The sequence below is a fragment of the Polaribacter marinaquae genome (genome assembly GCF_038019025.1).
In the GTDB taxonomy this organism is placed as follows: domain Bacteria; phylum Bacteroidota; class Bacteroidia; order Flavobacteriales; family Flavobacteriaceae; genus Polaribacter; species Polaribacter marinaquae.
In genome coordinates, this window is sequence record NZ_CP150496.1 from 3,096,602 (window position 1) to 3,122,013 (window position 25,412).

The window sequence follows — 25,412 nt, forward strand, 5'->3', positions numbered from 1 at the left end:
AAGTTAATTTAAAAACCTTATTGTTTTACAAAAATACAAAAAGATTAAACAAAATTCTATATATTTGTCGTATGTCTATAATATTAATTACAGGAGGTACAGGTTTAGTTGGTAGTAAATTAACAGAAGTTTTACTAGCTAATAATCATGAAGTAAGAATTCTTAGCAGAAACCCTTCAAATAAGAATGAATTTAAATGGGATATTTCTAAAGGATTTGTTGATGAAAAAGCATTGACAAATATCGATTATATAATTCATTTAGCCGGAGCTGGTATTGCAGATAAAAGATGGACTGATAAAAGAAAACAAATTATTATTGATAGTAGGGTAGAGACTGCAAATTTACTTTTCGATAAAATTAAAAAATTAGATATTCAATTAAAAGGCTTTATCTCTGCTTCGGGTAGTAATTACTACGGAGCAAAAACAGTGAATAATGTTTTTAAAGAAAGTGATGAATCTGGAGATGATTTTTTAGGAGAGGTTTGTTTAAAGTGGGAAAATGCGGCAAATAAATTTAAAGAGTTAAATGTATCCGTAACAATATTAAGAACAGGTATTGTATTGTCTAAAAAAGGTGGTGCGTTAGAAAAAATGAAAACACCTATAATTTCTCCGTTAGGTTCTGGAAACCAATATATGTCTTGGATAGATATCGAAGATTTATGTAATTTATATTTAAAATCTGTTGAAGAAAATTTTGAAGGAGTTTTTAATGCCGTTTCTCCAGAATTTCACACAAGTAAATCTTTTTCTAAAATATTAGCAAAATCTATCGGTAGACCTTTTTTACCAATAGCCGTACCTGGTTTTTTGTTAAAATTAGTTTTCGGAGAGTTGGCAGTTATCCTTTTAGAAGGTAATAGGTTATCTAGTAGTAAAATTTTAAATACTGGTTTTAAATTTAAATTTGAAAGTTTAGAGAAAGCATTGCGTAAAATGTAATAGAAACAAGCTTATTTTATATAAATTAAGTTTATGATATATTAAATGTAACGTTTGGGGGAATGTTATGTTTGGTGTAGTTTAAAGTAAAAAGACGAACTGATAAGTTCGTCTTTTTTGTTTTTTATAACCTATAAAATATATGGGGGTATAACTTATAGGTAATAAAAGCTAGGGGATTTATGTAAATGAAGTTAGGGCTTCGTTTGAAATCTCTATAGTCTAACATGGGGGTTTTTAATAGAGTTTTTTTAATTAATTTCCTGATTAATAGTCTTTTGTTTCTACGATGTAAAATTATTATAGTTTTGTGAATCAAAAAAAAAAAATTAAATCGAAAACGTTTGCGGAAAATCGAAAACGTTTTCGATTTATTTTTTAACCTACTTTAGTATGTTAATTTTTGATTGTTTAATTATTTAATACAGGAAAAACACCCTTTAATTTATCTTTTTGCTATTTTTTAGGATGGCAGTAAACTTATTCATAAAAAAACATTTAAAAATTATCAATTTCGTAGCTAGTAGTTATTCTAAAATAATATTCTAAAAAAAAAGACGAACTATAAAGTTCGTCTTTCTCTTTATGATTTTAAAAAGTATCTGGGGTTTATTAGACTTTTAAAAATCATGTGTAAAAATTGTTTTAAAAATTTGAACCAGGTGCTTCAGGCAGTGGTGATTGCGCTTGCGCTTTCTGCGGATTTAAAATCATATAGGTTCCTAAAGCAGTTAAAGCAGCGTATTTACCATAATTACCAATTTTTTTTATGGCTTCTTTTCTTGTAATGTCTTTATTGTTTTCCATTTATTGAATGTATAGGGATTATTCTAAAATTATTTTTTTTGTGATGTTATTTGTGCTACTCTTTATTTGTAAAAGATAAACTCCTTTAGATAATTTTGGTAATGTAATTTCTGATCTACCATTAGATGTAAAGTTTGTCTTGTAAACTTTACTACCAAGAATAGTAAAAATCGATAAGTTAATATCAGAATTAACAATACCGTTAATAGTTACTTTACCTTTAGAACTATAAATAGATATGTTATCTAAAACTTCTGTTTCTGTAGCTAATACTTTGGCTCTAGTATGTATGTAGAAATTACCAGTTCCGTTTAAATCTTCTTCTAAAACAATTTTATGTTTGCTGTTACTATCGCTTAATTTTGTAAATGTATTTTTAGATGTATCTTCTAAATAAACATTTAAACCAGCTGGTAGGTTTTTAATTTCTGTTGAAAATTCAATTTCTGTTCCAGATTTTGCATTAATTCCTATTGGTATAATCATTGCTTCATGATTACTATTAGGTAAAGATTGGATACTTAATTTTTTCTCATCAGTTTTAGAAACTAAACCGCTAAAAACTTGAAAATTAGAGCTAACTCCGTTAAAGATTTCTCCATCATAACCATTGTCAAAACCTGTTGTTGTTCCGTCTATATAATAGATTTCTGTAAATTTAATATTTGTACCGTCTGTAATATTCAATTTAATTTCTGGTCTCTCAGATTTTAAGAATGTATCTGTATTTTGGTGACTTTGTGCAGCCGCAGAAAAATTGATATCATTAGTATTTTCAACTTCAACAAAAAAGGCTTGTCCTGGTGCTATCTCAAAATTTTGAACAGTTACTCTTGTATCATAATCACCTAATCCACCGTTTAAATTTTGATTCCATACCCATAAAGTTTGTGTTTTTAAACTTTTTCCTACACCAGAATTTTGAGTTAAGAAATCGGCACTACTTAAATAAGAAGTATAAGGATTCGCAACTAAGTTAAAAGAGTTTGTACCCTGAGTTACCGTTCTTGAAACATTTTCGGTATTTATTGTACCTGTAAAGGCTAAAGTTCCATTGGAAGTTAATCTAGTGGTAAAACCCTTTCCTGGAGCTAACAAATCTGCAGTATCATCACCATTAATTTCATCAACTTGACCAACTTTATAATAAGACCATCTTAAAGAATTTGCTTTTGAATTGTCAAAAGGAGCCAAAGCAATGTTTCTATCAGTTCCAGATCCAGATCCTTTAGCAATACTTGGGTGATTGTTTGCAAAGTCTACAATAGTCTGTCCTGCTAGTGGAGATCCTATTAAATACCATTTATTTCCATCAATATTTCTATTGTAAACCAGGTTACCTGTTGCGGTACCATTTACAATTAAAGATGCACCAGATGCTATTGTAAAATTACCTGTATTATCTAAATTACCAGCAACTGTTAAGGATTTATCTGAATTTATAGTTAAGCTTCCTTCTACAGTAATATCATTAATCGATTTTTGATTGCCATCTAAATATACAGTATTTCCAGAAGGAATTAAAACATTATCTGTTGCTATTGGTTCTCTATTTAAACTCCAATTAGAAGGTTCAGACCAATTACCAGAAGTAACTGTAAACTCATTAGTAACTTCATCTGTATTAATGGTAATTTCTGTTTCTTTTTTATAAAAACTACCTACGTTTGGTGCAGTATATGCAATTGTATACGTTCCTGGGGTAGAAGAAGCAACGTTAATTTCTCCGGTAGTAGTGTTTAAGGCTAAACCAGAAGTTGAAGAAAACTCTCCACCCGAAATTCCTTGTATGATTGGTGTTGTATTAACTCCTTTGATAGAGTAGCTAGTGTTATCATAAGAAAAATTAGAAAAATCATTATAATGTAAATCGATAAATTTTTCTAACACTTTAGCGTAATCTCTAGAAAAATAAGGAATTGTAGCTGATCTTCCATCATTTGCTCTACCGTATAATGATACATATTCGGCACCTACATCTCTAACTCTTCTATTAACTTCTGTCATAATACCATCAATAGTACCACCACCACCGTTTACAGTTCCACCACCGCCTACAACAGAGTTTGCGTTACTTGTATTACCAGAACCATGTCTAATATTACTATAATAGTCTCCAGCAAAATAAGCATTACTACCAGGATTCGTATCATCACAAGAACCTTGTCCACCATTTCCAATATGACTTGGTACAGTTCTGTATCCTTCAGTTCTTCCACAACCAGCATGTCCTAAAGCAGCATATTCCGAACCTCCGGTAACTTGCATTAAACCTCCAAAACTTTCAGATCCTCTAACTAAATCTTCAAAAGTTAAATTTTGTAAGTTATTTTCAATTAAATTTTTGATGGTAACTCTTGCTAATTCTGCAGCATTAGTTGATGTATTATTTAAATCCTCATCAAAAGAGCTACTTGGTAAATTATAACCAGCTTCTATTCTTGGTATCGAGTGACTTTGTCCGTGTAAATCTATATACAAACCTTTACCAAACTTAGTATTCACATCTGCACTTGCTTGATCTATAAAATCATGGTAAGCATCAAAGTATTCGTTTGCACTTGTATTATTACATGTTGCTACACTTTTAGTTCTGTTTGGATCTAGTTTATTTCTTCTAAGATTATTGATGATTATATAAGGGTAAACTCCAAATTCATCAAAACACTTTTTTTGTATTTCTCTAATTAAAATATCTGTATTATCATCCATTTCACCAGTACCACAACTTCTAGTGGTTAATTCACTCCCCGTAATAGTTCCACCGTGAGGAGCCGAAATAATTACAGGCATTGTACCCGGAATGTATTCTATATATTTTTTTGAAGTATTATGGTATTGAGATGTAGCAAAATTGATTGTAATGTTTTGCTGAGAACTACTTTGATCTGGATCGTTTGTAGTATACGTTATTGTATGATTAGCAATAGTAGATTCTGAAAGATCGATAACACCTGTTGTAGCATTGATTACCAAACCGGCTGTTGCAGTAAAAGTACCACCTGTTTCTCCGGTAATTGTAGGAGTTGGGTCTGTGTCTGAAATTGAATAACTACTATTTGTGTAAGCAAATGATGCATCATCTAAACCTATATCAAATGCAAAATCAAATTGAATAGCTGTGTTAGCTGAGGCGTTATTAGGAAAGTTTCCGTCGAAACTAAATGTTTCGGTGTTATTTACAAAAACTTTTCCGTAAGGCCCAGTTCCGTTCCAATCATCACCATATTGATCATAAACTCTTATGGTATAATTTCCGTTAGGAAGGTTTACAACTGATGAGTTCTGATTTAAAAAACTTGTGTTTGTTCCATTCCCAAAATTATCATCAATTGATAAAACAACTTGATTGGATGAGTTAATAATTTCCATTTTATTTTCGCCGGAATAACTTGGCCAGTTTACGTTTAAATAAACATTGTTTTGCGAAAAGAAACTTAATGATTGTGAAAAAATAATTAAGACAAGACAGTGCCTTAAAAAATTAGGGGTAATTTTTTAAGGCATTTATATTAGGGGTAAAAAAGGTTAATTTAGACTTATGTTAGAGCAAAAAAAAGGCTGTTAACATAAATTTAACAGCCAAATATAATATATTTTTTGAATTATTGTTACAAATTTTTAGAATTTTGTAGTGATGTTTAGTGCAACTTCGCTCCAAGTCTTAGAAACTCCGTCAGAACCAGTATGTAAAGCTTCACAAACTTTATTTAAAGAAGCTAAAGCATCTAAGGCATTCCAATTACTAACGTCCATTTTACCACTCATGGCAAAAGTATTGTTTACAATTGTGTATTTAAAAGGTACTTTGTTAGATACACCGTTCATTTTAATTGTTGCACTACCAATAGAATCATTTTCAATATTTAATTTCCCAGAAAGTAATTTTGTGTCAGACATTACTCCGAAGAAAAACTTCTGAATTTTGTAATCTCTACTAGAATCTTTTGTAAAAATACTACTAACAGGAATAGAGAATTCTGTATTGTTAATTGCTTCTTTAATTGTTTCTCCAGTACCACCAGAAATTACATCTACTTGTCTAAATTGACCCCCTACAGGTGTTTTTTCTGTAAATTTATATGCTGTAAAATTAATTTCTTTTTCAGCTTTATTTACAGAAAACTTAGCGATGTCTTCTTTTTGTGTTGTTTTCGCTGTTGTTTTATCAGATTTACAAGAGATAAAACTGATGTTTGTTGCAACTAATAATAATAAAATAAATGCTTTTTTCATTTTGATTGTTTTTTATTTAATACTGCGTTTGCTAATTTTATATATTCTTGTTTTGCTTCTTCAGAAGACATGTCTTTTAATTGCATCCAAGCATTTAATTTAAATGCATTTCTAACATTTAAATCGTTTTCAAAAGGTAAATTACTTCCATAATTAGCTTGTTTGTAATACGCATAAAATTTAAGCATAATATCTGGTGTAACTGCCTCTTTAAGCTCAGATATTTTAATGAAAGCTTCTTTAAACTCTTTGTCTAAATCACTATTCATATTATTTATTTTCTTGCTACAATTTGTGTGCCTCCTTTTACTTTATCACCTAGTTTTACAGCCAATTCTGTACCTAATGGTAAATATAAATCTACTCTAGATCCGAACTTAATAAAACCAGCATCAGTACCTTGCACCACTTCTTCTCCTTCTTTTGCGTAGTTTACAATTCTTTTAGCTAAAGCACCTGCAATTTGTCTGTATAAAACTTCTCCTATTACATTGTTTTCGATAACAACCGTTGTTCTTTCATTTTCTGTAGAAGCTTTTGGATGCCATGCAACTAAATATTTACCTGGATGGTATTTGCTGTATTTAATTATACCGCTCATTGCATATCTAGTAACGTGTACATTTATAGGAGACATAAAGATAGATACTTGTAATCTTTTATCTTTAAAATATTCTGGTTCTTCTACCTCTTCTATCACAACAACTTTACCATCAACTGGCGCAATGATAGTTCTTTCATCTAAAGTGGTAACTCTTTTAGGGTTTCTAAAAAATTGAAGTACTGTAAAAAGCAATATTAGTATCGCTATTTGAATAACTTTTACAAGCCAAATAATTTCAATGAATTTATCTGCCAATAAAATACCTGCAATAGATAAAATAAAAGCAATTACAATAATTTTATACCCTTCTTTATGAAAACGAATCATACTTAAATAATAAAGTTAATATACAAATATACAAACGGAGCCGCAAATAATAAACTATCTAGCCTATCTAAAATACCTCCATGACCTGGCATAATATTACCACTGTCTTTAATTTTTGCTTGTCTTTTCAATTTAGATTCTACCAAATCACCAATTGTACCAATTACAGAAACAATTGTAGCTATGATAAACCAATTTAGTAAAGAAAAATCGTTGTTTAATCTACTAATAAAATATGCTGCCACTAAAGAAAATACAAAACCACCTATAAAACCCTCGATGGTTTTTTTAGGAGAAACAGAAACAAACAATTTTGTTTTACCAAAGTTTTTACCGACCAAGAAAGCGAAACTATCGTTTACCCAAATAAGGATTAAGATAGATATCATTATATAAGGTCTGTACTCTTCATTTACAAAAGGTAATAAAATTAAGAAACAAAAAGAAAAAATAAGATATCTTATTGTTAAGCCTAGTTTATCTCTTTCTGTTTTAAATTTAATTTCTTTCTTTTTAAATAACTGAAAAATTAAAAATAATGAAGATGCAATATTTATAGCCAAAATAATATTGATAGCGTAATTGTAAGGTCTTTTAATTATTAGAAATAGCGAAAAACCAAAAAGTAAATAAGCACCTATACTTTTTAATTGAATCATTTTTGAAAGTTCCCAAACGGCAACAAAACCAAAAAATGCAATTAAAGCCATATAAGATTCTTTAGAAAAAAGAATAGCAGATATAAAAATTAAAACATATATGATTCCAGAAAAACTCCTTCTTAAAAGGTTGCGCATATTATAAATCTTCTAACAGCAGCAAATATAAGTTTTTTGTATTACTGTTGCCATAATTTAAAAAATTATCATCTTTTTTATTAATTTCATAATTTTTTACTGAAGATATATTTGTTGGCAAAGTATCTTTAGAGTTTGTTTTGATACCTGTTAAACCCTCGCCAGTGTTTCTAACTAGTTGACTAGTTGTGGCGTAAACAATAAAGTTTTCTGATAATTCTGATAATTTGGTACTCTTTAATTGATTGGAAGAAAATAAAACTTCTCCTTTATCTGCAATTAAATGTTCGCATGAAGTAAGAAAAGGAACCGATTTTTTAAAATTACTGTGTATTGCAATTTTATCTTCGTCTATAAATCTGCGTAAATTGTCATTTATTAGTAAAATTTCTTTCCAATCGTTTTCAGAAAGTATTCTTTTTAGGTTCTCTAAAACCTCTTCTTTCTTTAAACAATATAGAAATTTACCACCTTTTTCTATGAAATTATGTACAAAAAGATCATCCAAAGACAAGTTTACTTCTTGTCTTTGGATTTCTTTATCTTCTTTAACCGGTATGTTAAATATCTTTTTTAAAAAATTCATTCTTAATTGTCGAATATTAGATTATTCCTCAGTGCTTTCTGCTGCTGGGGGAACATTCGCTTCTTCTTCAATCAATTTTTCTACTTTTACTTCTGCATCTAATGCTTCAAATGGTCTTTTACCAAATACTTTTTCTAAATCGTCTTTAAAGATAACTTCTTTCTCTAAAAGCAACTCAGCTAAAACTGTTAATTTTTCCTTATTATTATGTAATAACTCAATAGCTCTTTGGTATTGATTTTCGATTAATTTAGAAATTTCTTCGTCAATTCTTTTTGCAGTATCATCACTATAAGGCTTCACAAAAGAATCGTTTCCAGAAGAATCGTAATAGGTAACATTACCAACTTCTTCATTTAAACCATAAACCGTTATCATTGCTCTTGCTTGCTTAGTAACTTTTTCTAAATCACTTAAAGCACCTGTAGATATTTTATTAAAGATGATTTTTTCTGCAGCTCTACCACCAAGTGTAGCACACATTTCATCTAACATTTGTTCTGTTTGCACAATTAACCTTTCAGCTGGTAAATACCATGCAGCTCCTAAAGATTGTCCTCTTGGTACAATAGTTACTTTTACTAAGGGTGCAGCATGTTCTAACATCCAACTTACTGTTGCATGACCAGCTTCGTGATAAGCAATTACTTTTTTCTCTTTTGGTGTAATTACCTTGTTTTTCTTTTCTAAACCACCAACAATTCTATCTACAGCATCTAAAAAGTCTTGATGATGAATCGCAGTTTTACCATTTCTGGCAGCAATTAAAGCAGATTCGTTACACATATTAGCAATATCTGCACCCGAAAAACCAGGTGTTTGTTGTGCTAAAAACTCAACATTTACATCATCTGCTAATTTTAAAGGTTTAATATGAACCTCAAAAATTGCTTTACGCTCATTAATATTAGGTAAGTCTACATAGATTTGTCTGTCAAATCGACCAGCACGCATAAGTGCACTATCTAAAACATCTGCTCTGTTGGTTGCAGCAATAACAATTACGTTTGTATCTGTACCAAAACCATCCATTTCTGTTAACAGTTGGTTTAATGTGTTTTCTCTTTCATCGTTACCACCTGTCATGCTATTTTTACCACGAGCTCTACCAATTGCGTCAATCTCATCAATAAATATTATTGAAGGCGATTTTTGTGCAGCTTGTTTAAACAAATCTCTAACTCTAGAGGCACCAACACCAACAAACATCTCTACAAAGTCTGAACCAGATAATGAAAAGAAAGGTACTCCAGCTTCACCTGCAACAGCTTTTGCTAATAAAGTTTTACCTGTTCCCGGAGGTCCTACTAATAAAGCACCTTTTGGTATTTTACCACCAAGTGAAGTATATTTCTCTGGGTTTTTTAAGAAATCTACAATTTCTTGCACTTCTTCTTTAGCGCCTTCTAAACCTGCTACATTTTCAAAAGTTGTTTTTACTTTCGTGTCTTTATCAAATAACTTAGCTTTCGATTTACCAATGTTAAAAATTTGGCCACCACCACCAGAACCAGCACCACCGCCAGACATTCTACGCATAAAGAATAACCAAATAGCAATTAAGATAATAAAAGGTAAAAAACCAATTAAGGTATCTAACATGCTTGTTCTACTTTCGTTTTTTAAATCGAAAGTTAAATCGTTTTCTTTTTTAGCTTCTTGTAAGCTGTTTTCAAAATTTTGTAAATCACCAAAATTATATTCGTACAAAGAAGATCCTTTTCTGTAAAATGTAGAATTTATTAATTTTTGATATTTCTCTTTCTTAATAGCTTCTTCTTTTATAAAAACCTGAGCGACGTTGTTATTAACTACAATTATTTTAGAAATATCGTTATCTCTTAAAACTTCATTAAACTCGTTTTTCGAGATGCTTTTAGTAGCTAAGTCACCACTGCTAAAAAACTGAAATCCAATTAGTAATACTAAAATTGCACCATAAATCCAATAAGCGTTAAACTTAAATTTTGGTGTATTTGTGTTGTTGTCTTTTTTATTTTCGTTCATTTTTTATAAAATCTAAAAATTTAAGCTGGTTTTATTTCTGTAATTTTTGCATCTCCCCAAAGACCTTCAATGTCATAAAAATCTCTTGTTTGTTTTTGAAAGATATGTACTGCAACGTTTACGTAGTCCATTAGAATCCATTCAGCAATATTTTCACCTTCTATGTGCCAAGGCTTATCTTTTAGCTGTTTGCTTACCATTTTTTGAACCGAACCAGAAATTGCTTTTACTTGTGTGTTGGAGTTACCAGAGCAAATTATAAAATAATCGCAAACGGTATTTTCAATTTCGCGTAAGTCAAGTAATTGAATATCTTCTCCTTTAACTTCCTCAATTCCCTGAATTATAACAGATATTAAATCATCTGTACTTACTTGTTTATTTGTCATTAATTTTTTTCTAATTTAAACGCAAAGTTATTATTTTTTTGCGACTATTTTATGTAATATTGAACTTGTTTACACTTTATTTAACACTTGAAAATAATCAAACTTAGTGCCATCGATTCTACCAATTCTTTTTTAAAAGAAATGGCATCTAATTCTGTTCTAGAAAATTACACAATTGTTGTTACAGATAGCCAAGTAAATGGTCGTGGGCAACAAGGCAGTGTTTGGGTTTCAGAACCTTATAAGAACTTGATATTTAGTGTTTTTGTTCGTTTTTCTGATTTGGATATTTCGAAAAGAAGATACTTGAATTTTGCAGTTTCTTTGTCCATTTATCAAGTTTTAACAGCTTTAGAAATTCCGAAAGTTACCATTAAATGGCCTAACGACATTTTGGCAGTAAACAAGAAAATTTGCGGAGTTTTAGTTGAAAATAGTTTAAAAGGGGCAAAAATAGCATCTTCTGTAATCGGAATAGGACTCAATGTAAATCAAACTGTTTTTCCTAAGCACTTAGAAAAAGCGAGTTCTTTAAAACTGATAAGACCCAAACCTTATAATTTAGAAGAAATTTTAGATTTACTTATTTTAAAGTTGAAAGAGAAGATAGCAGTTTTAGAATCTGATCATTTTGAGACTTTAGAAAAAGACTATTTACATGTGTTGCATAAAAAAAACATTCCTACTATGTTTAAAGATAGTAAAAATGCTTTATTTATGGGTGTAATTCGAGGTATTTCTATAGATGGTAAGCTTCAAGTAGAAGTAGAAGATGAAACCATTTTAGAATTTGGCATTAAAGAAATTTCTTTACTTTAAAGTTTCGAAATATTTTCTGTCAAAGTATCTACAAATTTAGATAATGGTTTTTTTACCATCATAGCCATCATTGGGTTAAAATCTCCATTAAAATTTAAAGAAACCTCACTTTTAGTATCTTCAATTTTAACAATATCCGCAGCCAATGCAAAAGATAATTTACTGCTAGCAGCACCAAGGGTAATGTTAGAAAATTCAGTTTTTTCTTTTAATACCAATCTTATTTCTGGCATTCCTGGTAAGCTAAATAAAAAAGAATCGCCATCAACTTCAAACTTTTGTGTGTTTTCTGGCATTATTTTTTCAAAATTATTTAATTCGCTAAAAAAGTTAAATAATTCTTCTTGCGATTTATCAATCACAACTTTGTTTCCTGTAATATTCATGTTTTTAATCTTTTTTTTTATTGATTCCAAGTACTAGGCTCTCTTCTCCATTCGTGCAAGGTAATCAATTCTTTTTCAGAAATATAATTACTTTCTAGTGCTTGTTCTAACAAGTTGTCGTAGTTGCTTAATGTAGTAAGTGCAACGTTCTTTTCTTTAAAATTGTCTGTTGCAACCTCAAAGCCATAAGAAAAAATAGCGACCATACCTTTAACAACAGCGCCCGCTTCTTTTAAAGCATCTACTGCATTTAAGCTACTTTTACCAGTACTTATTAAATCTTCTATAACCACTACATTTTGTCCGCTTTCTAAATGCCCTTCAATTTGGTTTTTTCTACCATGTTTTTTAGGTTCTGGTCTTACATAAATAAAAGGTACACCTAATTCTTGCGCTACTAAAATACCAATTGCTATTGCACCCGTTGCAACACCAGCAATTACATCTGGTTTACCGTATTCTTTCTCTACAATTTTTGCAATTTCTTCTTTTAAGAAAATACGAACCGGAGGATATGAAAGCGTTACTCTGTTATCGCAATAAATTGGCGATTTCCAACCCGATGCCCAATTAAAAGGATCGCTTGGGTTTAGCTTAATTGCTTTTACTTGTAGTAAAAGTTCAGCTGTTTTTTTTGCCGTATCTTTGTTTAAAATCATACCGCAAATGTATAAAGTTTTTGTAAATGATAAGCCAATAATTGTAACATCTTCTCAAAAAAAAGAGAATGATTTTCCTTTGTATATTTTAAAAAATTCTGTAACAGAAGAAATTATACACAAACTTAAAAGTAACAGTGTTAAGGGGATAACGCTTTATACGCCCAATTTAGAGGAAGGTTGGCGCGCTTTTTTAAAAACTTTTAATATCGTTTCTGCAGCCGGTGGTTTGGTTTTAAATACCCACAAAGAAATATTGTGTATTTACAGGTTTGATAAATGGGATTTACCTAAAGGAAGAATCGAAAAAGGCGAGTCTGTAGAAGAAGCTGCTGTAAGAGAGGTAGAAGAAGAATGTGGTATAGATGGCTTGCAATTGGAACAACCATTACTTACTACCTACCATGTTTATTTTCAAAACGGAATGAAACTAAAAGAAACCTTTTGGTATTTGATGACGACGACGTATGCGGGCGCTTTAACACCACAATTAGAAGAGGGTATTACAAAGGTTGTTTTTAAGAAACAAAAAGAGGCAGCAATAGCGTTAACAAATTCGTATAAAAACATCGCTTTAGTTTATGATACTTACCTAAATATGTAATATTCTCAAAAAACATTCTATCTTTGCCGACTTCTAAAAAGCTACAATAAAATGACAGGATTTATCAAAAAAATAATGCCAAATGCAAAAGATGATGCATTAGCAGGTATAACGGTTTCTTTAGCAATGATACCAGAGGTGGTAGCCTTTGCTTTTGTAGCGCAAATTAGCCCAATTGTGGCCTTGTTTGGTGCTTTTGTTATTGGATTAATTTCTGCTGTTTTTGGTGGTAGACCAGGATTAATTTCTGGAGCAGCTGGTGCTGTAGCCGTTATTTTTGTAAATATGATACAAGAAGGGCACGCCAAAGGATTGCTTTTTGACACACCTGTAGAAAATATGGGGTATTTCTACCTGTTAGCAGCAGTGGTTTTAATGGGAGTTATACAGGTAATTGCCGGTTTGTTTAAACTAGGTAAGTTTGTAAGGCTAATTCCGCACCCTGTAATGATGGGATTTGTAAACGGTTTGGCTATTGTTATTTTTATGGCACAGTTGGGTATGTTTACAGAAAACAAGAAAGATGTTTATGGACAAAATATGCGTAAAACAACAGCCAAAGAATTGGTATATAAAGTAGAGAATAATCAAGTAAAAGATCTTGCTTCTGGCACAGTGTTGTTTACAATAGAAGGTAGTACCATTAAAAACGCAAATACCAACCAAGACGCATTTTTAGTTTCAGAAGGTCAGGTTTTTGATATCAACACAAAAAAGGTAATCTATAATGCAGATAAAGAAGGTTTTTACACTGTAAAAGATAGTGGTGTGGTAAAAACAACCATGCAAGGTAAAACACTGTATGTTATGATTGGTTTGGTGTTGTTAACCATGTTTATTGTTTGGGGCTTGCCTAAATTAACAACAAAAATACCGGCAGCTTTAACAGCTATTTTAATCGTAACATTGGTGTCTATATTTAGTGGTTTAGGTTCTATAAATGTAGGAGACTTTATTAGAGATGGAGGAGGAGCTGGCTTAAACGGAATAGCAGAACTTTCTAAAAACTTAAATGTATTAGAATTATGGAGTAACCTGCCTTTTAATTTAGACACTTTAAAATTCATTGCGCCGTATGCCTTTTTAGCTGCTTCTGTTGGTTTGATAGAAACGCTAATGACAATGAACTTGGTAGACGAGTTAACAGAATCTAGAGGTAATGGTAATAAAGAATGTGTAGCGCAAGGTGCTGGTAACATCTTAAGTGGTATGTTTGGTGGTACAGGTGGTTGTGGTATGATTGGGCAAACTGTAATTAATATCAACGCAGGTGGTAGAGGCCGTTTGTCTGGTGTTATGATGGCATTAACTTTATTAACCTTTATTTTATTTGCAGATAAATATATAGAACAAGTACCAATTGCAGCTTTGGTTGGGGTTATGTTTATGATGGTTATAGAAACCTTTGCCTGGTCTAGTTTTAGAATTTTAAAGAAAATACCAATATCGGATGCCGCAGTATTAATTATTGTATCTGCAGTAACCGTGTTTTTTGATTTAGCCATTGCAGTATTTGTGGGGGTTATTATTTCTGCTTTATCTTTTGCATGGACAAGTGCTAAGAAAATTAGAGCAAGAAAACGTTTTAAAGCAGATGGTACAAAGATTTACGAAATTTGGGGGCCTTTGTTCTTTGGAAGCATTACTGCTTTTAATGATAAGTTTGATATTAAAACAGATCCAGAACATATAGAAATAGATTTTGTAGAGTCTAGAGTTTCAGACCACTCTGCCATCGAGGCAATATTTGCTTTGGTAGAAAAATACCAGGCAGCGGGTAAAAAAGTTACGTTAAAGCATTTAAGTGAAGATTGTAAAGTGCTTTTATACAAAGCATCTCCTATTTTTGACGGAGTTATCGAAGAAGGTATCGACGATCCTCGTTATCACTTAGCTGCAAACCCAGAGAAGTTCCCGAAACCTCTTGGTGAGTATAAGTTTTAAGAGGGGCATTTCTATAAAAAGTGGATACCTTTAATTGCTTTTTTACCTGAATACGAAGAAACGAATTCTTTATCATTTAAAGATTTCTTAAATAATGCTGCAATAAGATATTTTTTTATTGCAGCTTTTAAATTGTTTCCCTTCTCATTTCCTAAATGAATGTCGTTTTTATAGATAGCAAATAATGTTTGCTTTTCTTTTTTCATGTTGAATTATACTATTTTTTGTTAATAATTTATCCAATTGATAATTTTGCAGCATCTTTCCATAAATAAAGAGGCATTGGCTCTTTTAATTCCCAATTAATATTCATTGGTTTTGAACCATAATGGTCTTTTATTTCTCCTTCTCCAATAAATACGTAACCGGTACTTTTACCAAATTCATTTTTTGCTTTTTCTCGAACAAAAAGAAGAATTCTTTTTTCTTGTTCTTTATGCTTGATATATGATAGACCTTTTCCCAAATCTGGTCTAGCAGAATTTTGAGTTTGCCAATGAAATAATAATTCATTTACAGCATAATCATCATACATTGTTGTTGGTGAAAAGTTTTCTTCGGATTTTATAAGATTGATAAATAATATTTCAGTATTTAAGTCTTTATTTAATGCTGTTCCTTCTCTATTAGATGATTTTTTGTTAAAACTACTAAGTTGAAATGCTGATAAAATTTGGTCTCTTGTATAACGACTATGCAATTTCAATGGTTGGTGATACGGTAGTTGAATTGGTAATTCTTTAAAGTCGATGTTTTCGATTAATAATTCGAGAACTTCTTTAATTTCTTCAATTAAAATTTTATTTAAACCAATTGTTTTAATACTTTCTTCTAATGAATCAAAACCACCTTCTTTTTGCCAAACATCATAATGTAACATCAAAAGCATGATTTTTTCGTTTTGATTGAATTCTGAAATATTTATATTAAAATTTTGTTTGGCAATTTTTAAAATGAATGTAAAATAGCTTAACGAATTTGTTGAAAGCCATTTATTCGATATGGTAGAGACTATTTCTTTCTCATTTTTCGGATCAAAATCATTAATTTTTCCGGCTAAATGACATAATCGTTTCCAGCTACCTCTTTTGTATATTGATTGTAATGGTATATTATAAAACTTACTAAAGTTACCGATTGTTAAAGGTAGATTAGTGTCATTTTGAAATTGCTGTATTCTTTGAATTAACTTATTCTTATTTAATGAGGTTGCAGCTGAAATATTTTTAAGTATTGTTTCTTTTGTTTTTTTCTCTAAAATGATAGAGCAACCTAAAGGTAGATGAGGAAAATCGTCCTCAATTTCTTTTAAAACAGTTGTATTTGTTTTACCTATTAAAGCTCTAAACTTACTTTCAAAGTTGTATTCAGGTTTTGAGTTTCCAACAAAATCTAAAACTGTCAAGCAATCTTTCTCTTCATGAAGTCTTAATCCTCTTCCTAATTGTTGTAAAAAGACTGTTAAGCTTTCCGTTGGTCTTAAAAATAAAACCGTATCGATTTCTGGAATATCGATTCCTTCGTTAAACATGTCGACAACAAATAGATAATTGATTTCTTTTTTTTCTAATTTCTGACGAATATAAACTCTGTCTTTACTGTTTTCGCTAGTTAAATAGTCAGCTTTTAATCCAGCTAAAGTAAATTTTTCAGCCATGAATTTTGCATGTTCCATTGTAGCACAATAACCTAAAGACCTAACCTCATTTATGTCTTTTGTGTATTTGTCTAATGCATCTATGATTTCCCTAGCTCTTCTGTCATTCCCTGTATACAAATCTGTTAATTCACTTGGTGCATATTTTCCTCTTGACCAACTTACGTTTGTTAAATCAACACTATCGGTAATTCCAAAATATTGAAAAGGACAAAGCAATTTTCGATTCATTGCTTCAGGTAATCTAATTTCTGCAGCAATCTTATTCTCAAAATCTTCTAAAATGTCTCCACCATCCATTCGTTCTGGAGTAGCAGTTAAGCCAAGTAAAACCTTTGGTTTAAAATGATTTATTATTTCTCTATAACTATTAGCTGTTTGATGATGACATTCATCTATTATGATGTAATCATAATAATCAGGAGTTAAATTGTATTCTTTAAATTTGTTTTTAACAGATTGTACCGAAGCAAATACAAATTCAAAATTATCAGGAACCATTCCGTCAACCCATAATTCACCAATATTGTTATTTCTTAAAACACCCTGAAAAGTAGACAATGATTTTTGTATGATTTCTTTTCTATGTGCAAGGAATAGAAGTTTTGCAGATTTGTTATTTTGTTTAAAACGTTTGTAATCAAACGCAGAAATAACTGTTTTTCCAGTTCCAGTTGCTGCAACTACAAGGTTTCTAAATCTTTTGTGAACCGTTCTTTCTACTTCTAGTTTTTCTAATACTTCTTTTTGATAAGGAAAAGGTTTAATATCAAACAAAGCTGTTGCGTTTTCATAAGGTTTACTAAATTTACTTTGTTTTAAGGCATTTTGAAGTTTCTCCTTGTGTTTAGAATCATCAAATAATTCAAAATCATCACTATTCCAATAAGAATCAAATGTCTTATTGAATTTATCAATTATGTGACTTACTTCTTTGGTTGTAACTTTTAAATTCCATTCTAAACCATCTGTTAAAGCTGACCTCGAAAAGTTAGAAGAGCCAATATATGCTGTATGAAATCCAGTATTTCTATAAAAAAGATATGCTTTTGCATGTAACCTTTCATTACTTGTATTGTACGATATTTTAACTTCAGTATTTGGTAGTTTTGAAAGTAGTTGAATAGCTTTATAATCAGTTGCACCAATATAAGTAGTTGTAATAACTTTTAGTTTTCCACCACGTTCAGTAAATTCTCTTAACTCTTTTTCAAGAATAATGATACCTTTAAATTTTATAAAAGAGACAAGAAGATATATTTCGTTAGACGAAAGAATCTCCTTTTTAAGCTCACTTTCTAGTGATAGACCACCGTTTCCACCTGTAAATAATTCACTTTGTGTTAATCTTGTATAAGGAGTGATTTCTTTTAATCTTAAATCTAAATTTGAAAAGTGCGCATCAGTTTTTGAAAATACTGCCTTTAAAATTTCACCTTCGACACTAACTAAATCATCATTGAATTCTTGTTTATTTAATTCATCTTTAAGTAATTTAATTATTTTGTTAGCAATTTCAATTTGTAATTCGGCTTTGCCTTTTATAAGTTGAAATGCATGTTTTAAAGTTTTAGCTAGATGTTTAGATAAAACACTTGAGGCTTCCTCTTTGTCAATTGAAGTTTTCTTTAGAAAGAATTTATCTTTATCAATTTTATTTAAATTTTCAGATACTAATTGGGTTATTAATTCTTCGTAAATTCCTTGATTCATAGTGATAAATATTCTTGTAAAATTGGCAAATCTGCTTCAGCCCAATCTAAATTAATCAATTTTTTTTTATTAACTAAAACAGAGTTAGCATGTTCTTTAAGTATTAATTCACCTGAAACATATTCAGCAGTAAAAGGAATCAATTTAATTTTAAAATCAGGATATTCATGAGTCACAGGAGTTAACTGATTTTTGATTTCAATTTTGATATTTAATTCCTCAAAAATTTCTCTTTTTATACATTCAACTTCTGTTTCTCCTTCTTCAATTTTTCCTCCTGGAAATTCCCACTTAAGTGGAAGTTTCATTGTTTCACTTCTTTGAACTGCTAAAACTTCATTGTCATATAAAATGATAGCACAGGTAACTTTGATAGTTTTATTCATTATTAAACCATATAAGAAAAATTATAAGCACTAATTTATAAAAAATAAAGGAGTAATCGATACCCCTCAGGTACTAATCACAACACAACACAGCAGCAAATACTGCAAAGCTGCTGAGCAATTGCAACATTGCACAGGAGTAAGTTTGTAAAAGTTCTAGAATATATTTGAAAATATACTAGTATATTTTTGAATTTATACTAGTATAAATTTTAAGAAGTTGTAGTGTTTTTATTAGTGTTGGTTGTAAACGCTTGTTTTGCAGGTAAGTATGCGCCTTGTACAATATACAATATTTAAACTTAAAAAAAGGTTTTATGTTGCATATTTATTCAAAGAGATACTAAGGGTTTTTAACAATTACACAAAACCAGCATCTGTTAAAGGCAAACTTCTTACACGTTGCCCTGTAGCTTTAAAAATAGCATTGCAAATAGCAGGTGCCATTACAGGTACACCAGGTTCACCTACGCCTGTTGGTGGTTCGTGCATTTTATCCATTATGTGTATGTGTATATTTGGGGAGTCTTGCATGCGTGCCATTTGGTAATCGAAAAAATTATGCTGCTTAACAGCACCATTTTCTGTAGAGATTTTACCGTACATGGCTAAAGACATTCCAAAAATGGCTGCACCTTCTAATTGGTTTTTAATATTATCTTTATTCAAAGCCAAACCACAATCTATCGTGGTAAATACATTTTCTATTTTTACTTTTTTATCAATAACAGAAACTTCTACAATGGTGGCTACATAGCTATAAAAACTATAATGTATGGCAACACCCATACCGTGGTTTTTAGGAAGCTTTTTACCCCAATTGGCCATTTTAGCGGTTTGTTTTAACACTGCAACCATTCTGTTAGTACGATATTGCAATGCTGTTTTTTCTAAACTTATGGTTTCTTTGCTTAGTAAATCTAAATGCATTTGCACAGGATCTATATTCCCTGCAAAGGCCAATTCGTCTACAAAAGAGTTGTTACCAAAACCACTGTGAATATGAACTACAGAACGCAGCCAGCCAATTCTAAGGTTGGCTTCTGCCTTTACGTTTTCTAATCTAAAATTTGGAATTTGATATGGATTTTTTGTAAAACCTTGGCCAAGTTCAAAACCAGAGGCATAATCAGACAAAGGTTTGAAAGAAGAAACAATAGAAGGAAACCCAACTCTTTGCAACCAACCGGTTACTTTACCGTTTAACAAACTTCCTTTTAAATATTGTGTACTTGTTGCATGGTAAAAACTATGTTGTATATCGTCTTCTCGCGTCCAAACTACTTGTACAGGCGCGTTTATTTTTTTTGAAATAGTTACGGCTTCAACTACAAAATCCGACTTTGATTTTCTACCAAAACCACCACCTAAAAATGTAACGTTAATGGTGATGTTTTCAATCGGAATTTCAAAAAAGTGCGCTAATTCACTTCTAGCAGTTTGTGGATCTTGCACAGGTGCCCAAACCTCTATTTTATCTTTTTGAAACCAAGCAGTAGCATTGGGCACCTCCATAGGCGCGTGTACTAAAAAAGGCACATGGTAGGTAGCTTCTACTACTTGATCTGCATGTTTAAAAGCAGTGTGTACGTTTCCGTTACCACCAGGAACTAATTTACCTCTTTTGTGTACGCGTTCTGTAAGTGTTTGTTTAAATTCTTCTGTATTAAAAGCAGCATTGTCACCATAATTCCATTCGATATCTAAAGCTAGTTTACCTTGAAAAGCTGCCCAAGTATTGTTGGCAACAACGGCAACCCCACCAAACATACCAAAGAATTTTCCGGTAGGTGGCGTACGTCTTTCTAATGCTATAATTTGTGAAACACCCGCAACTTTTTCTGCCTTATTTTTTTTAAAACTCTTTACAGAGCCAAATGCTACCGGACATCTGGCAACGGCTGCAAATTGCATGTTTGGTATTCTTACATCGATACCATAAGTAGCGGTTCCGGTTGTAAAATCTTTTAAATCTACACTTTTTAAGGTTTTACCAATATATTTAAAGTCTGCTACTTTTTTTAATTGAATTGTAGTTTCTTCTGGCACTTCTAATTGAGATGCCAATGCCACCAAATCACCATAAAATAACTTGTCGTTAGTTAAGGTGTTTATAATAAAATGATTTTCTGCTTTGCAATCTTTTTCAGCAATGTTCCATTTTGTGGCTGCCGCAGAAATCAACATCATTTTAGCTGCTGCACCCATTTTACGCATGGGTTCTAACCTTGTTCTTACACTTCTAGAACCGTCTGTGTTTTGGTTTCCGTATTTTTCATGCCCTGTTGCTTGTTTTACTTTTACGTATTGCCAATCTGCTTCTAATTCATCTGCAATTGCAGAAGCTAAAGAGGTTCTTATGCCTTGTCCCATTTCAGATCTAGAAGCAATTAAAGTAATTGTACCAGCGATATCTATTTGTACAAATAGATTAGGCTCAAAAAAATCTGGATTTATTGTGGGTTTAAATTTCTTTTCTATCGTGGTTGATGTGCATCCTAAAATTATTCCACCAGAAGCCAAACCAAATAGTTTTACAAAATTTCTTCTGTCTATTTTTTGTATGTTACTCATCTGTTTTGTTTTTTAGAGCTACTGCTTCATGAATTGCTTTTCTAATACGAGTAAAAGTACCACACCTGCAAATATTATTACTCATGGCTTTGTCTATATCTTGGTCTGTTGGGTTGGCCACAGTGTCTAGTAGTGCAGTGGCTGCAATTAATTGCCCAGACTGACAATAACCACATTGTGGTACATTAATTTCTGACCAAGTTTGTCTTAAGATTTCTAAATTTTTAGAACTCCCTTCGATTGTAAACACTTGCTTGTCTAGAGCGTAAGAAACCGGTACACTGCAAGATTTGGTTAATTTACCATCTAATAATACAGAACAAGCACCGCATTGGCTAACACCGCAACCAAACTTAGTACCTGTTAAGCCAACAATGTCTCGAATTGCCCAAAGAAGCGGCATGTCTTCTTGTGCATTTATGGTATATGTTTTTCCGTTGATAGATAAATTTGTATTCACTTATAGACGTTTTAAAGTCTACAAGTTACAAATAAAAAAGAGTTTGTTGCTTATTTTAAGTGATGGGTTTTTATGTAATGTAAAGCAAGAGTTTATGGGCTAATTAAAAGCAAAACCATTGTTTGTCTATTACAAAAATAGATTTGTAATCGCTGTTTAAAGCTTTTACAAATCTATTGATGTTGTTTATTTTAATAGGGTAGTATCTTTTAAAGCGTATAAATATAGCTTTGTAAAAAGTTTAATACAATTTATAAACTGGCAGTAATAAATGTGCAGGCTCGTAATGTGGCGTTTGTTTATAGACAAAATCTAATTGAGCTCTTGGGTTTTTCGCAAAATTGGCATCATTTTTAATCTTTTCTGCTAAAGCGATTTTTAATTCAGGGTTTTCTGAAAGGTATTGTTCGGCAATATCCTCAAAAACATATGCAGAATAGCCTTCTTTTTTCTGTAAAATAGTATCAAAGAAATTCCAATTAAAAAATGAATCTGTAGCTTCTGCTTCTAAGGTTTCTATAAGATATCTAAGTCCGTTTTGATTTGTAGGAATCAACAAATCACCTGCCTTAAAAGCAACTTCTTTTGTTGATTTTACAGTTTCTGTGCCATAATGTAAATAGTGGCCTTCGTATGCAGCACTTCTAGTTTTAAAATCTTTAATATGAGAAACCTCTACAGTAATTGTAGTGTCGTTTTTAAAGCGAGTATATGCAATGGCATTATTATCTAATCGATCTACAACTTTATGCCAACCTTGTTTTAAAATATAAGCATCCGGAATCTCTATTTCTTTTGTAATTTTAAAATTGTTGTAGTAGTTGGTTTCTTTTTCAAATGGTTTTGTAGTATCGTAAAACAACCTTTTGCCAGTTGTAACTTTACTGTCTATATAACTAGCTTCATATCCTTTAAAATTAAGTGTTGTGGGTTTGGTATTATCAACGGCAAATGCAATTGGGTACTTTTTCTTAGCAAGAATTTCTTCGAGTGCCTTTGCTCTTAATTCTTTAATTTTTTCTGAATTTTTATCTGTAAAATCAAAAGCAGAAAGCATTAGTTCATAAGTTTGTTCTACTCTAATTTTATAAGGTTTTAACATGTGTGTTTCTACCATTAACCCCAAAGTGTTAAACAGAGTAGTGTACCCTGTAGAATATCTTGGCGAATCGAAAAATTGCGAAAAACCTGCCTCTGGCGTATTGCCCCAAACATTTACATACGGTGTAATAATAATGTTTTTATCTTCTAAAGATTGTTCTATTTCTGGCCTCATGGTCGTTTCTAAAAAACTACCTAATTTGCCACCCAATTTATTGTGCTGTGTAAATAAATGAGTAATTGCATATTGATAGTCTGCACCGTTGCTAACATGATTGTCTATAAAAACATCTGGCTGTACTGCATGAAAAATTTCTGCAAAAGCTGCCGCATTTTTAGTGTCTTGTTTAATAAAGTCTCTATTTAAATCGAAGTTTCTTGCATTGCCTCTAAAACCATATTCTAACGGACCGTTTTGATTGGCTCTTGTATGCGAATTTCTATTTAAAGAACCACCAACATTATACACAGGTATCACTGCAATTAAAGTGTTTTTGTATTTTTCTTGTAAAGAATCATTTTGAACGATGTCTCTTAAAAGCATCATCGATGCATCAATTCCGTCTGATTCTCCCGGATGAATTCCGTTATTTATCAGAATTCTATTTTTAGAAGAATTGGTAATTTCATCAATATTATAAACACCTTCTCTATTGTAAGTAATTAGATGTAAAGGCTCGCCAGCATCCGTTTGTCCGAAGGTAAATACAGAGATTTCTGAATAAGCTTCTGCTAAATTTTCATAATACGTAATAATATCTTTGTATTCTGGTGTTTCTTTACCTTTGGATTTTTCGAATTGAGTTGTAAAATCGATGGTATCTTTTGCATCTTTATTACAAGAAATTATAAAAAGAGTTAAGACAAATAGTAGTAGTTTTTTCATGGTAGTTTATTGTTTTACTCTAACAGGTTTCGGAACTAATTTGGTGTAATCACCATTATTTCTAATTACATCTCTTACAATAGAAGAAGAAATATAAGAAGTGCTAGCCGCAGTTAATAAAAACACTGTTTCTATAGCTGCTAAATCTCTATTGGTGTGTGCAATGGCTTTTTCGAATTCGAAATCTGCCGGATTTCTTAAACCTCTTAATATAAAATCAACATCATTTTGCTCGCAAAAATCGACTGTTAAACCTTTGTAGGTCACTACTTTTATTTTTGGATTGTCTTTAAAACATTCTTCAATAAAGTTTTTGCGTTCTTCTAACGAAAACATATATTTTTTATCTGCATTTACACCAATGGCAATAATCAATTCATCAAAAAGGGTAACACCTCTTTCGATAATATCGAAATGGCCTAGTGTTATTGGGTCAAAAGATCCCGGAAAAATTGCTCTTTTCATGTTTAATATTTTAAATTAGCTACAGTATAACTGCGGCATTTCTTAGTTTTTTAAAGCAGTAGTTATGGCATTTTCAAATAATGCAGCTAAAGTAATGCCTGCAGCTTGTGCTTGTTGTGGTAATATGCTTTCTTCTGTTAATCCTGGTACAGTATTCATTTCTAAAAAGTAAGGTTCGTCGTTTACAAAAATGTATTCAGATCTAGAAAAACCACGCATGTTTAAAATGGTATATACTTTTTTGGCAACTGCTATTACTTTTGCTTCTTGTATAGAAGAAATTCTTGCCGGCGTAATCTCTTGCGATTTGCCTTGGTACTTTGCTTCGTAATCGAAAAAATCGTTTTCAGAAACAATCTCTGTAATTGGTAACACTTTAACTTTACCTTGGTATTGAATAACACCAACAGAAACTTCTGTACCATCTAAAAAAGACTCGATTAAAATTTCTGAATCTTCTTTAAAAGCAGTTTCTATGGCAGGTAAAATGGCCTCTTTTGTATGCGCTTTAGAAATACCGTAGCTAGAACCGGCGTTGTTTGGTTTGATAAAACAAGGCAAACCTACTTTTTTTACAATAGCATCGATATCTATAAAATCGCCTTTATTGATGTAAATAGATGTTGCTGTTTGAATACCATAAGCTTTTACCGCACTTAACGTATCTCTTTTATTAAAAGTTAAAGCCATTTGATAAAATGGGGCAGAGGTGTGCTTTATATTGATAAGGTTGAAATACGCTAACAGTTGTCCGTTTTCTCCGGGAGCACCATGTATGGCATTAAAAACACAATCAAAAGTAACTTTAGCATTTTTATAAATAAAAGAAAAATCGTTTTTATCTATTGGGTATTCTTTCTCATTATGATCTAATACAACCCATTTTTCTTTTAAAATAAGGACTCTATAGACATTGTACTTGTCTTTGTTTAGATGGTTATAAACTACATTTCCGCTTTTTAAAGAAATGTGAACTTCAGATGAATAACCACCCATTACTATGGCAATATTTTGCTTCATTTTATAAAAAATAATAAAACAAATTTATCAAAATATAA

23 protein-coding genes are annotated in these 25,412 nt (G+C 31.1%); 4 read left to right on the forward strand and 19 right to left on the reverse strand.

The window, feature by feature from the left end:
* The first annotated feature begins 71 nt into the window (after nucleotides 1-71).
* Nucleotides 72-947, forward strand: a complete 876-nt coding sequence (locus tag WG950_RS13740) for a TIGR01777 family oxidoreductase (RefSeq protein ID WP_340933132.1) — start codon at nucleotides 72-74, stop codon at nucleotides 945-947.
* 645 nt (nucleotides 948-1,592) lie between these two features.
* Here the strand turns inward: WG950_RS13740 and WG950_RS13745 are convergent.
* The 9 genes from WG950_RS13745 to rsfS form a co-directional block, all read right to left on the reverse strand.
* Complete coding sequence (locus WG950_RS13745; RefSeq protein WP_172830846.1) at nucleotides 1,593-1,754, reverse strand: hypothetical protein; 162 nt, start codon at nucleotides 1,752-1,754, stop codon at nucleotides 1,593-1,595.
* Nucleotides 1,755-1,772: 18 nt separating this feature from the next.
* Nucleotides 1,773-5,126, reverse strand: a complete 3,354-nt coding sequence (locus tag WG950_RS13750) for a T9SS type A sorting domain-containing protein (RefSeq protein WP_340933133.1) — start codon at nucleotides 5,124-5,126, stop codon at nucleotides 1,773-1,775.
* A gap of 249 nt (nucleotides 5,127-5,375) precedes the next feature.
* Nucleotides 5,376-5,990, reverse strand: a complete 615-nt coding sequence (locus WG950_RS13755) for a YceI family protein (RefSeq protein ID WP_340933134.1) — start codon at nucleotides 5,988-5,990, stop codon at nucleotides 5,376-5,378.
* Entirely contained in the window at nucleotides 5,987-6,259 is a 273-nt protein-coding gene (locus WG950_RS13760; protein WP_079736984.1) for an acyl-CoA-binding protein, read from the reverse strand. Before WG950_RS13760 ends, WG950_RS13755 begins: the two co-directional genes overlap by 4 nt.
* A 5-nt stretch (nucleotides 6,260-6,264) precedes the next feature.
* On the reverse strand, nucleotides 6,265-6,921 hold the full coding sequence (locus WG950_RS13765; protein ID WP_340933138.1) for a phosphatidylserine decarboxylase family protein: 657 nt from the start codon (nucleotides 6,919-6,921) through the stop codon (nucleotides 6,265-6,267).
* A 2-nt stretch (nucleotides 6,922-6,923) separates the two neighbouring features.
* Complete coding sequence (locus tag WG950_RS13770) at nucleotides 6,924-7,718, reverse strand: phosphatidate cytidylyltransferase (protein WP_340933141.1); 795 nt, start codon at nucleotides 7,716-7,718, stop codon at nucleotides 6,924-6,926.
* A gap of 1 nt (nucleotide 7,719) precedes the next feature.
* Nucleotides 7,720-8,304, reverse strand: coding sequence for an LUD domain-containing protein (locus WG950_RS13775; RefSeq protein ID WP_077809752.1), 585 nt, complete (start codon nucleotides 8,302-8,304; stop codon nucleotides 7,720-7,722).
* A gap of 21 nt (nucleotides 8,305-8,325) precedes the next feature.
* The gene (gene ftsH, locus WG950_RS13780) at nucleotides 8,326-10,311 is read right to left on the reverse strand and encodes an ATP-dependent zinc metalloprotease FtsH (protein WP_340933145.1); all 1,986 of its coding nucleotides are present in this window, start codon (nucleotides 10,309-10,311) and stop codon (nucleotides 8,326-8,328) included.
* Between the two features lie 20 nt (nucleotides 10,312-10,331).
* Complete coding sequence (gene rsfS, locus WG950_RS13785) at nucleotides 10,332-10,700, reverse strand: ribosome silencing factor (protein ID WP_077809750.1); 369 nt, start codon at nucleotides 10,698-10,700, stop codon at nucleotides 10,332-10,334.
* Between the two features lie 87 nt (nucleotides 10,701-10,787).
* Between rsfS and WG950_RS13790 the strand changes: the two genes are divergently transcribed.
* Complete coding sequence (locus tag WG950_RS13790; RefSeq protein WP_340933146.1) at nucleotides 10,788-11,519, forward strand: biotin--[acetyl-CoA-carboxylase] ligase; 732 nt, start codon at nucleotides 10,788-10,790, stop codon at nucleotides 11,517-11,519.
* Here WG950_RS13790 and WG950_RS13795 read toward each other — a convergent pair.
* Both WG950_RS13795 and pyrE read right to left on the reverse strand, forming a co-directional pair.
* Nucleotides 11,516-11,905, reverse strand: a complete 390-nt coding sequence (locus WG950_RS13795; RefSeq protein WP_340933147.1) for an SRPBCC family protein — start codon at nucleotides 11,903-11,905, stop codon at nucleotides 11,516-11,518. The genes WG950_RS13790 and WG950_RS13795 overlap by 4 nt on opposite strands.
* 17 nt (nucleotides 11,906-11,922) lie before the next feature.
* Entirely contained in the window at nucleotides 11,923-12,564 is a 642-nt protein-coding gene (gene pyrE / locus WG950_RS13800) for an orotate phosphoribosyltransferase (protein ID WP_077809748.1), read from the reverse strand.
* A gap of 7 nt (nucleotides 12,565-12,571) precedes the next feature.
* On the opposite strand from pyrE, the gene WG950_RS13805 reads away from it, so the two are divergent.
* Together WG950_RS13805 and WG950_RS13810 are read left to right on the forward strand one after the other, a co-directional pair.
* Complete coding sequence (locus WG950_RS13805; protein WP_340933148.1) at nucleotides 12,572-13,168, forward strand: NUDIX domain-containing protein; 597 nt, start codon at nucleotides 12,572-12,574, stop codon at nucleotides 13,166-13,168.
* A gap of 51 nt (nucleotides 13,169-13,219) precedes the next feature.
* Nucleotides 13,220-15,112 carry a SulP family inorganic anion transporter gene (locus WG950_RS13810; protein ID WP_340933149.1) on the forward strand — a complete coding sequence of 631 codons (1,893 nt, stop codon included), beginning with the start codon at nucleotides 13,220-13,222 and terminating at the stop codon, nucleotides 15,110-15,112.
* 11 nt (nucleotides 15,113-15,123) lie between these two features.
* Here WG950_RS13810 and WG950_RS13815 read toward each other — a convergent pair whose 3' ends face one another.
* From WG950_RS13815 to WG950_RS13850, 8 genes are all read right to left on the reverse strand, one after another.
* Nucleotides 15,124-15,318 (reverse strand): hypothetical protein, encoded by a 195-nt coding sequence (locus WG950_RS13815; RefSeq protein WP_340933150.1) that lies wholly within the window; start codon nucleotides 15,316-15,318, stop codon nucleotides 15,124-15,126.
* 29 nt (nucleotides 15,319-15,347) lie between these two features.
* Nucleotides 15,348-18,482, reverse strand: a complete 3,135-nt coding sequence (locus WG950_RS13820) for a DEAD/DEAH box helicase (RefSeq protein WP_340933151.1) — start codon at nucleotides 18,480-18,482, stop codon at nucleotides 15,348-15,350.
* Complete coding sequence (locus WG950_RS13825; protein WP_340933152.1) at nucleotides 18,479-18,868, reverse strand: (deoxy)nucleoside triphosphate pyrophosphohydrolase; 390 nt, start codon at nucleotides 18,866-18,868, stop codon at nucleotides 18,479-18,481. The genes WG950_RS13820 and WG950_RS13825 overlap by 4 nt, the downstream gene beginning before the upstream one ends.
* Before the next feature lie 360 nt (nucleotides 18,869-19,228).
* On the reverse strand, nucleotides 19,229-21,442 hold the full coding sequence (locus tag WG950_RS13830; RefSeq protein WP_340933153.1) for a xanthine dehydrogenase family protein molybdopterin-binding subunit: 2,214 nt from the start codon (nucleotides 21,440-21,442) through the stop codon (nucleotides 19,229-19,231).
* Nucleotides 21,435-21,902, reverse strand: a complete 468-nt coding sequence (locus WG950_RS13835) for a (2Fe-2S)-binding protein (protein ID WP_340933156.1) — start codon at nucleotides 21,900-21,902, stop codon at nucleotides 21,435-21,437. Before WG950_RS13835 ends, WG950_RS13830 begins: the two co-directional genes overlap by 8 nt.
* A 241-nt stretch (nucleotides 21,903-22,143) precedes the next feature.
* Nucleotides 22,144-23,889 (reverse strand): M14 family metallopeptidase, encoded by a 1,746-nt coding sequence (locus WG950_RS13840; protein ID WP_340933159.1) that lies wholly within the window; start codon nucleotides 23,887-23,889, stop codon nucleotides 22,144-22,146.
* 6 nt (nucleotides 23,890-23,895) lie between these two features.
* Nucleotides 23,896-24,354: a pantetheine-phosphate adenylyltransferase gene (gene coaD / locus WG950_RS13845; RefSeq protein ID WP_079736968.1), complete on the reverse strand. Its 459-nt coding sequence runs from the start codon at nucleotides 24,352-24,354 to the stop codon at nucleotides 23,896-23,898.
* Between the two features lie 42 nt (nucleotides 24,355-24,396).
* Entirely contained in the window at nucleotides 24,397-25,374 is a 978-nt protein-coding gene (locus tag WG950_RS13850; RefSeq protein WP_340933162.1) for a D-alanine--D-alanine ligase, read from the reverse strand.
* Between the last annotated feature and the right edge of the window lie 38 nt (nucleotides 25,375-25,412).

What these genes read in the sequence shown, in the direction of transcription:
- WG950_RS13740 (WP_340933132.1), top strand. Translation starts at nt 72, where the DNA reads ATGTCTATAATATTAATTACAGGAGGTACAGGTTTAGTTGGTAGTAAA.
- WG950_RS13745 (WP_172830846.1), bottom strand. Translation starts at nt 1,754, where the DNA reads ATGGAAAACAATAAAGACATTACAAGAAAAGAAGCCATAAAAAAAATT.
- WG950_RS13750 (WP_340933133.1), bottom strand. Translation starts at nt 5,126, where the DNA reads ATGGAAATTATTAACTCATCCAATCAAGTTGTTTTATCAATTGATGAT.
- WG950_RS13755 (WP_340933134.1), bottom strand. Translation starts at nt 5,990, where the DNA reads ATGAAAAAAGCATTTATTTTATTATTATTAGTTGCAACAAACATCAGT.
- WG950_RS13760 (WP_079736984.1), bottom strand. Translation starts at nt 6,259, where the DNA reads ATGAATAGTGATTTAGACAAAGAGTTTAAAGAAGCTTTCATTAAAATA.
- WG950_RS13765 (WP_340933138.1), bottom strand. Translation starts at nt 6,921, where the DNA reads ATGATTCGTTTTCATAAAGAAGGGTATAAAATTATTGTAATTGCTTTT.
- WG950_RS13770 (WP_340933141.1), bottom strand. Translation starts at nt 7,718, where the DNA reads ATGCGCAACCTTTTAAGAAGGAGTTTTTCTGGAATCATATATGTTTTA.
- WG950_RS13775 (WP_077809752.1), bottom strand. Translation starts at nt 8,304, where the DNA reads ATGAATTTTTTAAAAAAGATATTTAACATACCGGTTAAAGAAGATAAA.
- ftsH (WP_340933145.1), bottom strand. Translation starts at nt 10,311, where the DNA reads ATGAACGAAAATAAAAAAGACAACAACACAAATACACCAAAATTTAAG.
- rsfS (WP_077809750.1), bottom strand. Translation starts at nt 10,700, where the DNA reads ATGACAAATAAACAAGTAAGTACAGATGATTTAATATCTGTTATAATT.
- WG950_RS13795 (WP_340933147.1), bottom strand. Translation starts at nt 11,905, where the DNA reads ATGAATATTACAGGAAACAAAGTTGTGATTGATAAATCGCAAGAAGAA.
- pyrE (WP_077809748.1), bottom strand. Translation starts at nt 12,564, where the DNA reads ATGATTTTAAACAAAGATACGGCAAAAAAAACAGCTGAACTTTTACTA.
- WG950_RS13805 (WP_340933148.1), top strand. Translation starts at nt 12,572, where the DNA reads ATGTATAAAGTTTTTGTAAATGATAAGCCAATAATTGTAACATCTTCT.
- WG950_RS13810 (WP_340933149.1), top strand. Translation starts at nt 13,220, where the DNA reads ATGACAGGATTTATCAAAAAAATAATGCCAAATGCAAAAGATGATGCA.
- WG950_RS13815 (WP_340933150.1), bottom strand. Translation starts at nt 15,318, where the DNA reads ATGAAAAAAGAAAAGCAAACATTATTTGCTATCTATAAAAACGACATT.
- WG950_RS13820 (WP_340933151.1), bottom strand. Translation starts at nt 18,482, where the DNA reads ATGAATCAAGGAATTTACGAAGAATTAATAACCCAATTAGTATCTGAA.
- WG950_RS13825 (WP_340933152.1), bottom strand. Translation starts at nt 18,868, where the DNA reads ATGAATAAAACTATCAAAGTTACCTGTGCTATCATTTTATATGACAAT.
- WG950_RS13830 (WP_340933153.1), bottom strand. Translation starts at nt 21,442, where the DNA reads ATGAGTAACATACAAAAAATAGACAGAAGAAATTTTGTAAAACTATTT.
- WG950_RS13840 (WP_340933159.1), bottom strand. Translation starts at nt 23,889, where the DNA reads ATGAAAAAACTACTACTATTTGTCTTAACTCTTTTTATAATTTCTTGT.
- coaD (WP_079736968.1), bottom strand. Translation starts at nt 24,354, where the DNA reads ATGAAAAGAGCAATTTTTCCGGGATCTTTTGACCCAATAACACTAGGC.
- WG950_RS13850 (WP_340933162.1), bottom strand. Translation starts at nt 25,374, where the DNA reads ATGAAGCAAAATATTGCCATAGTAATGGGTGGTTATTCATCTGAAGTT.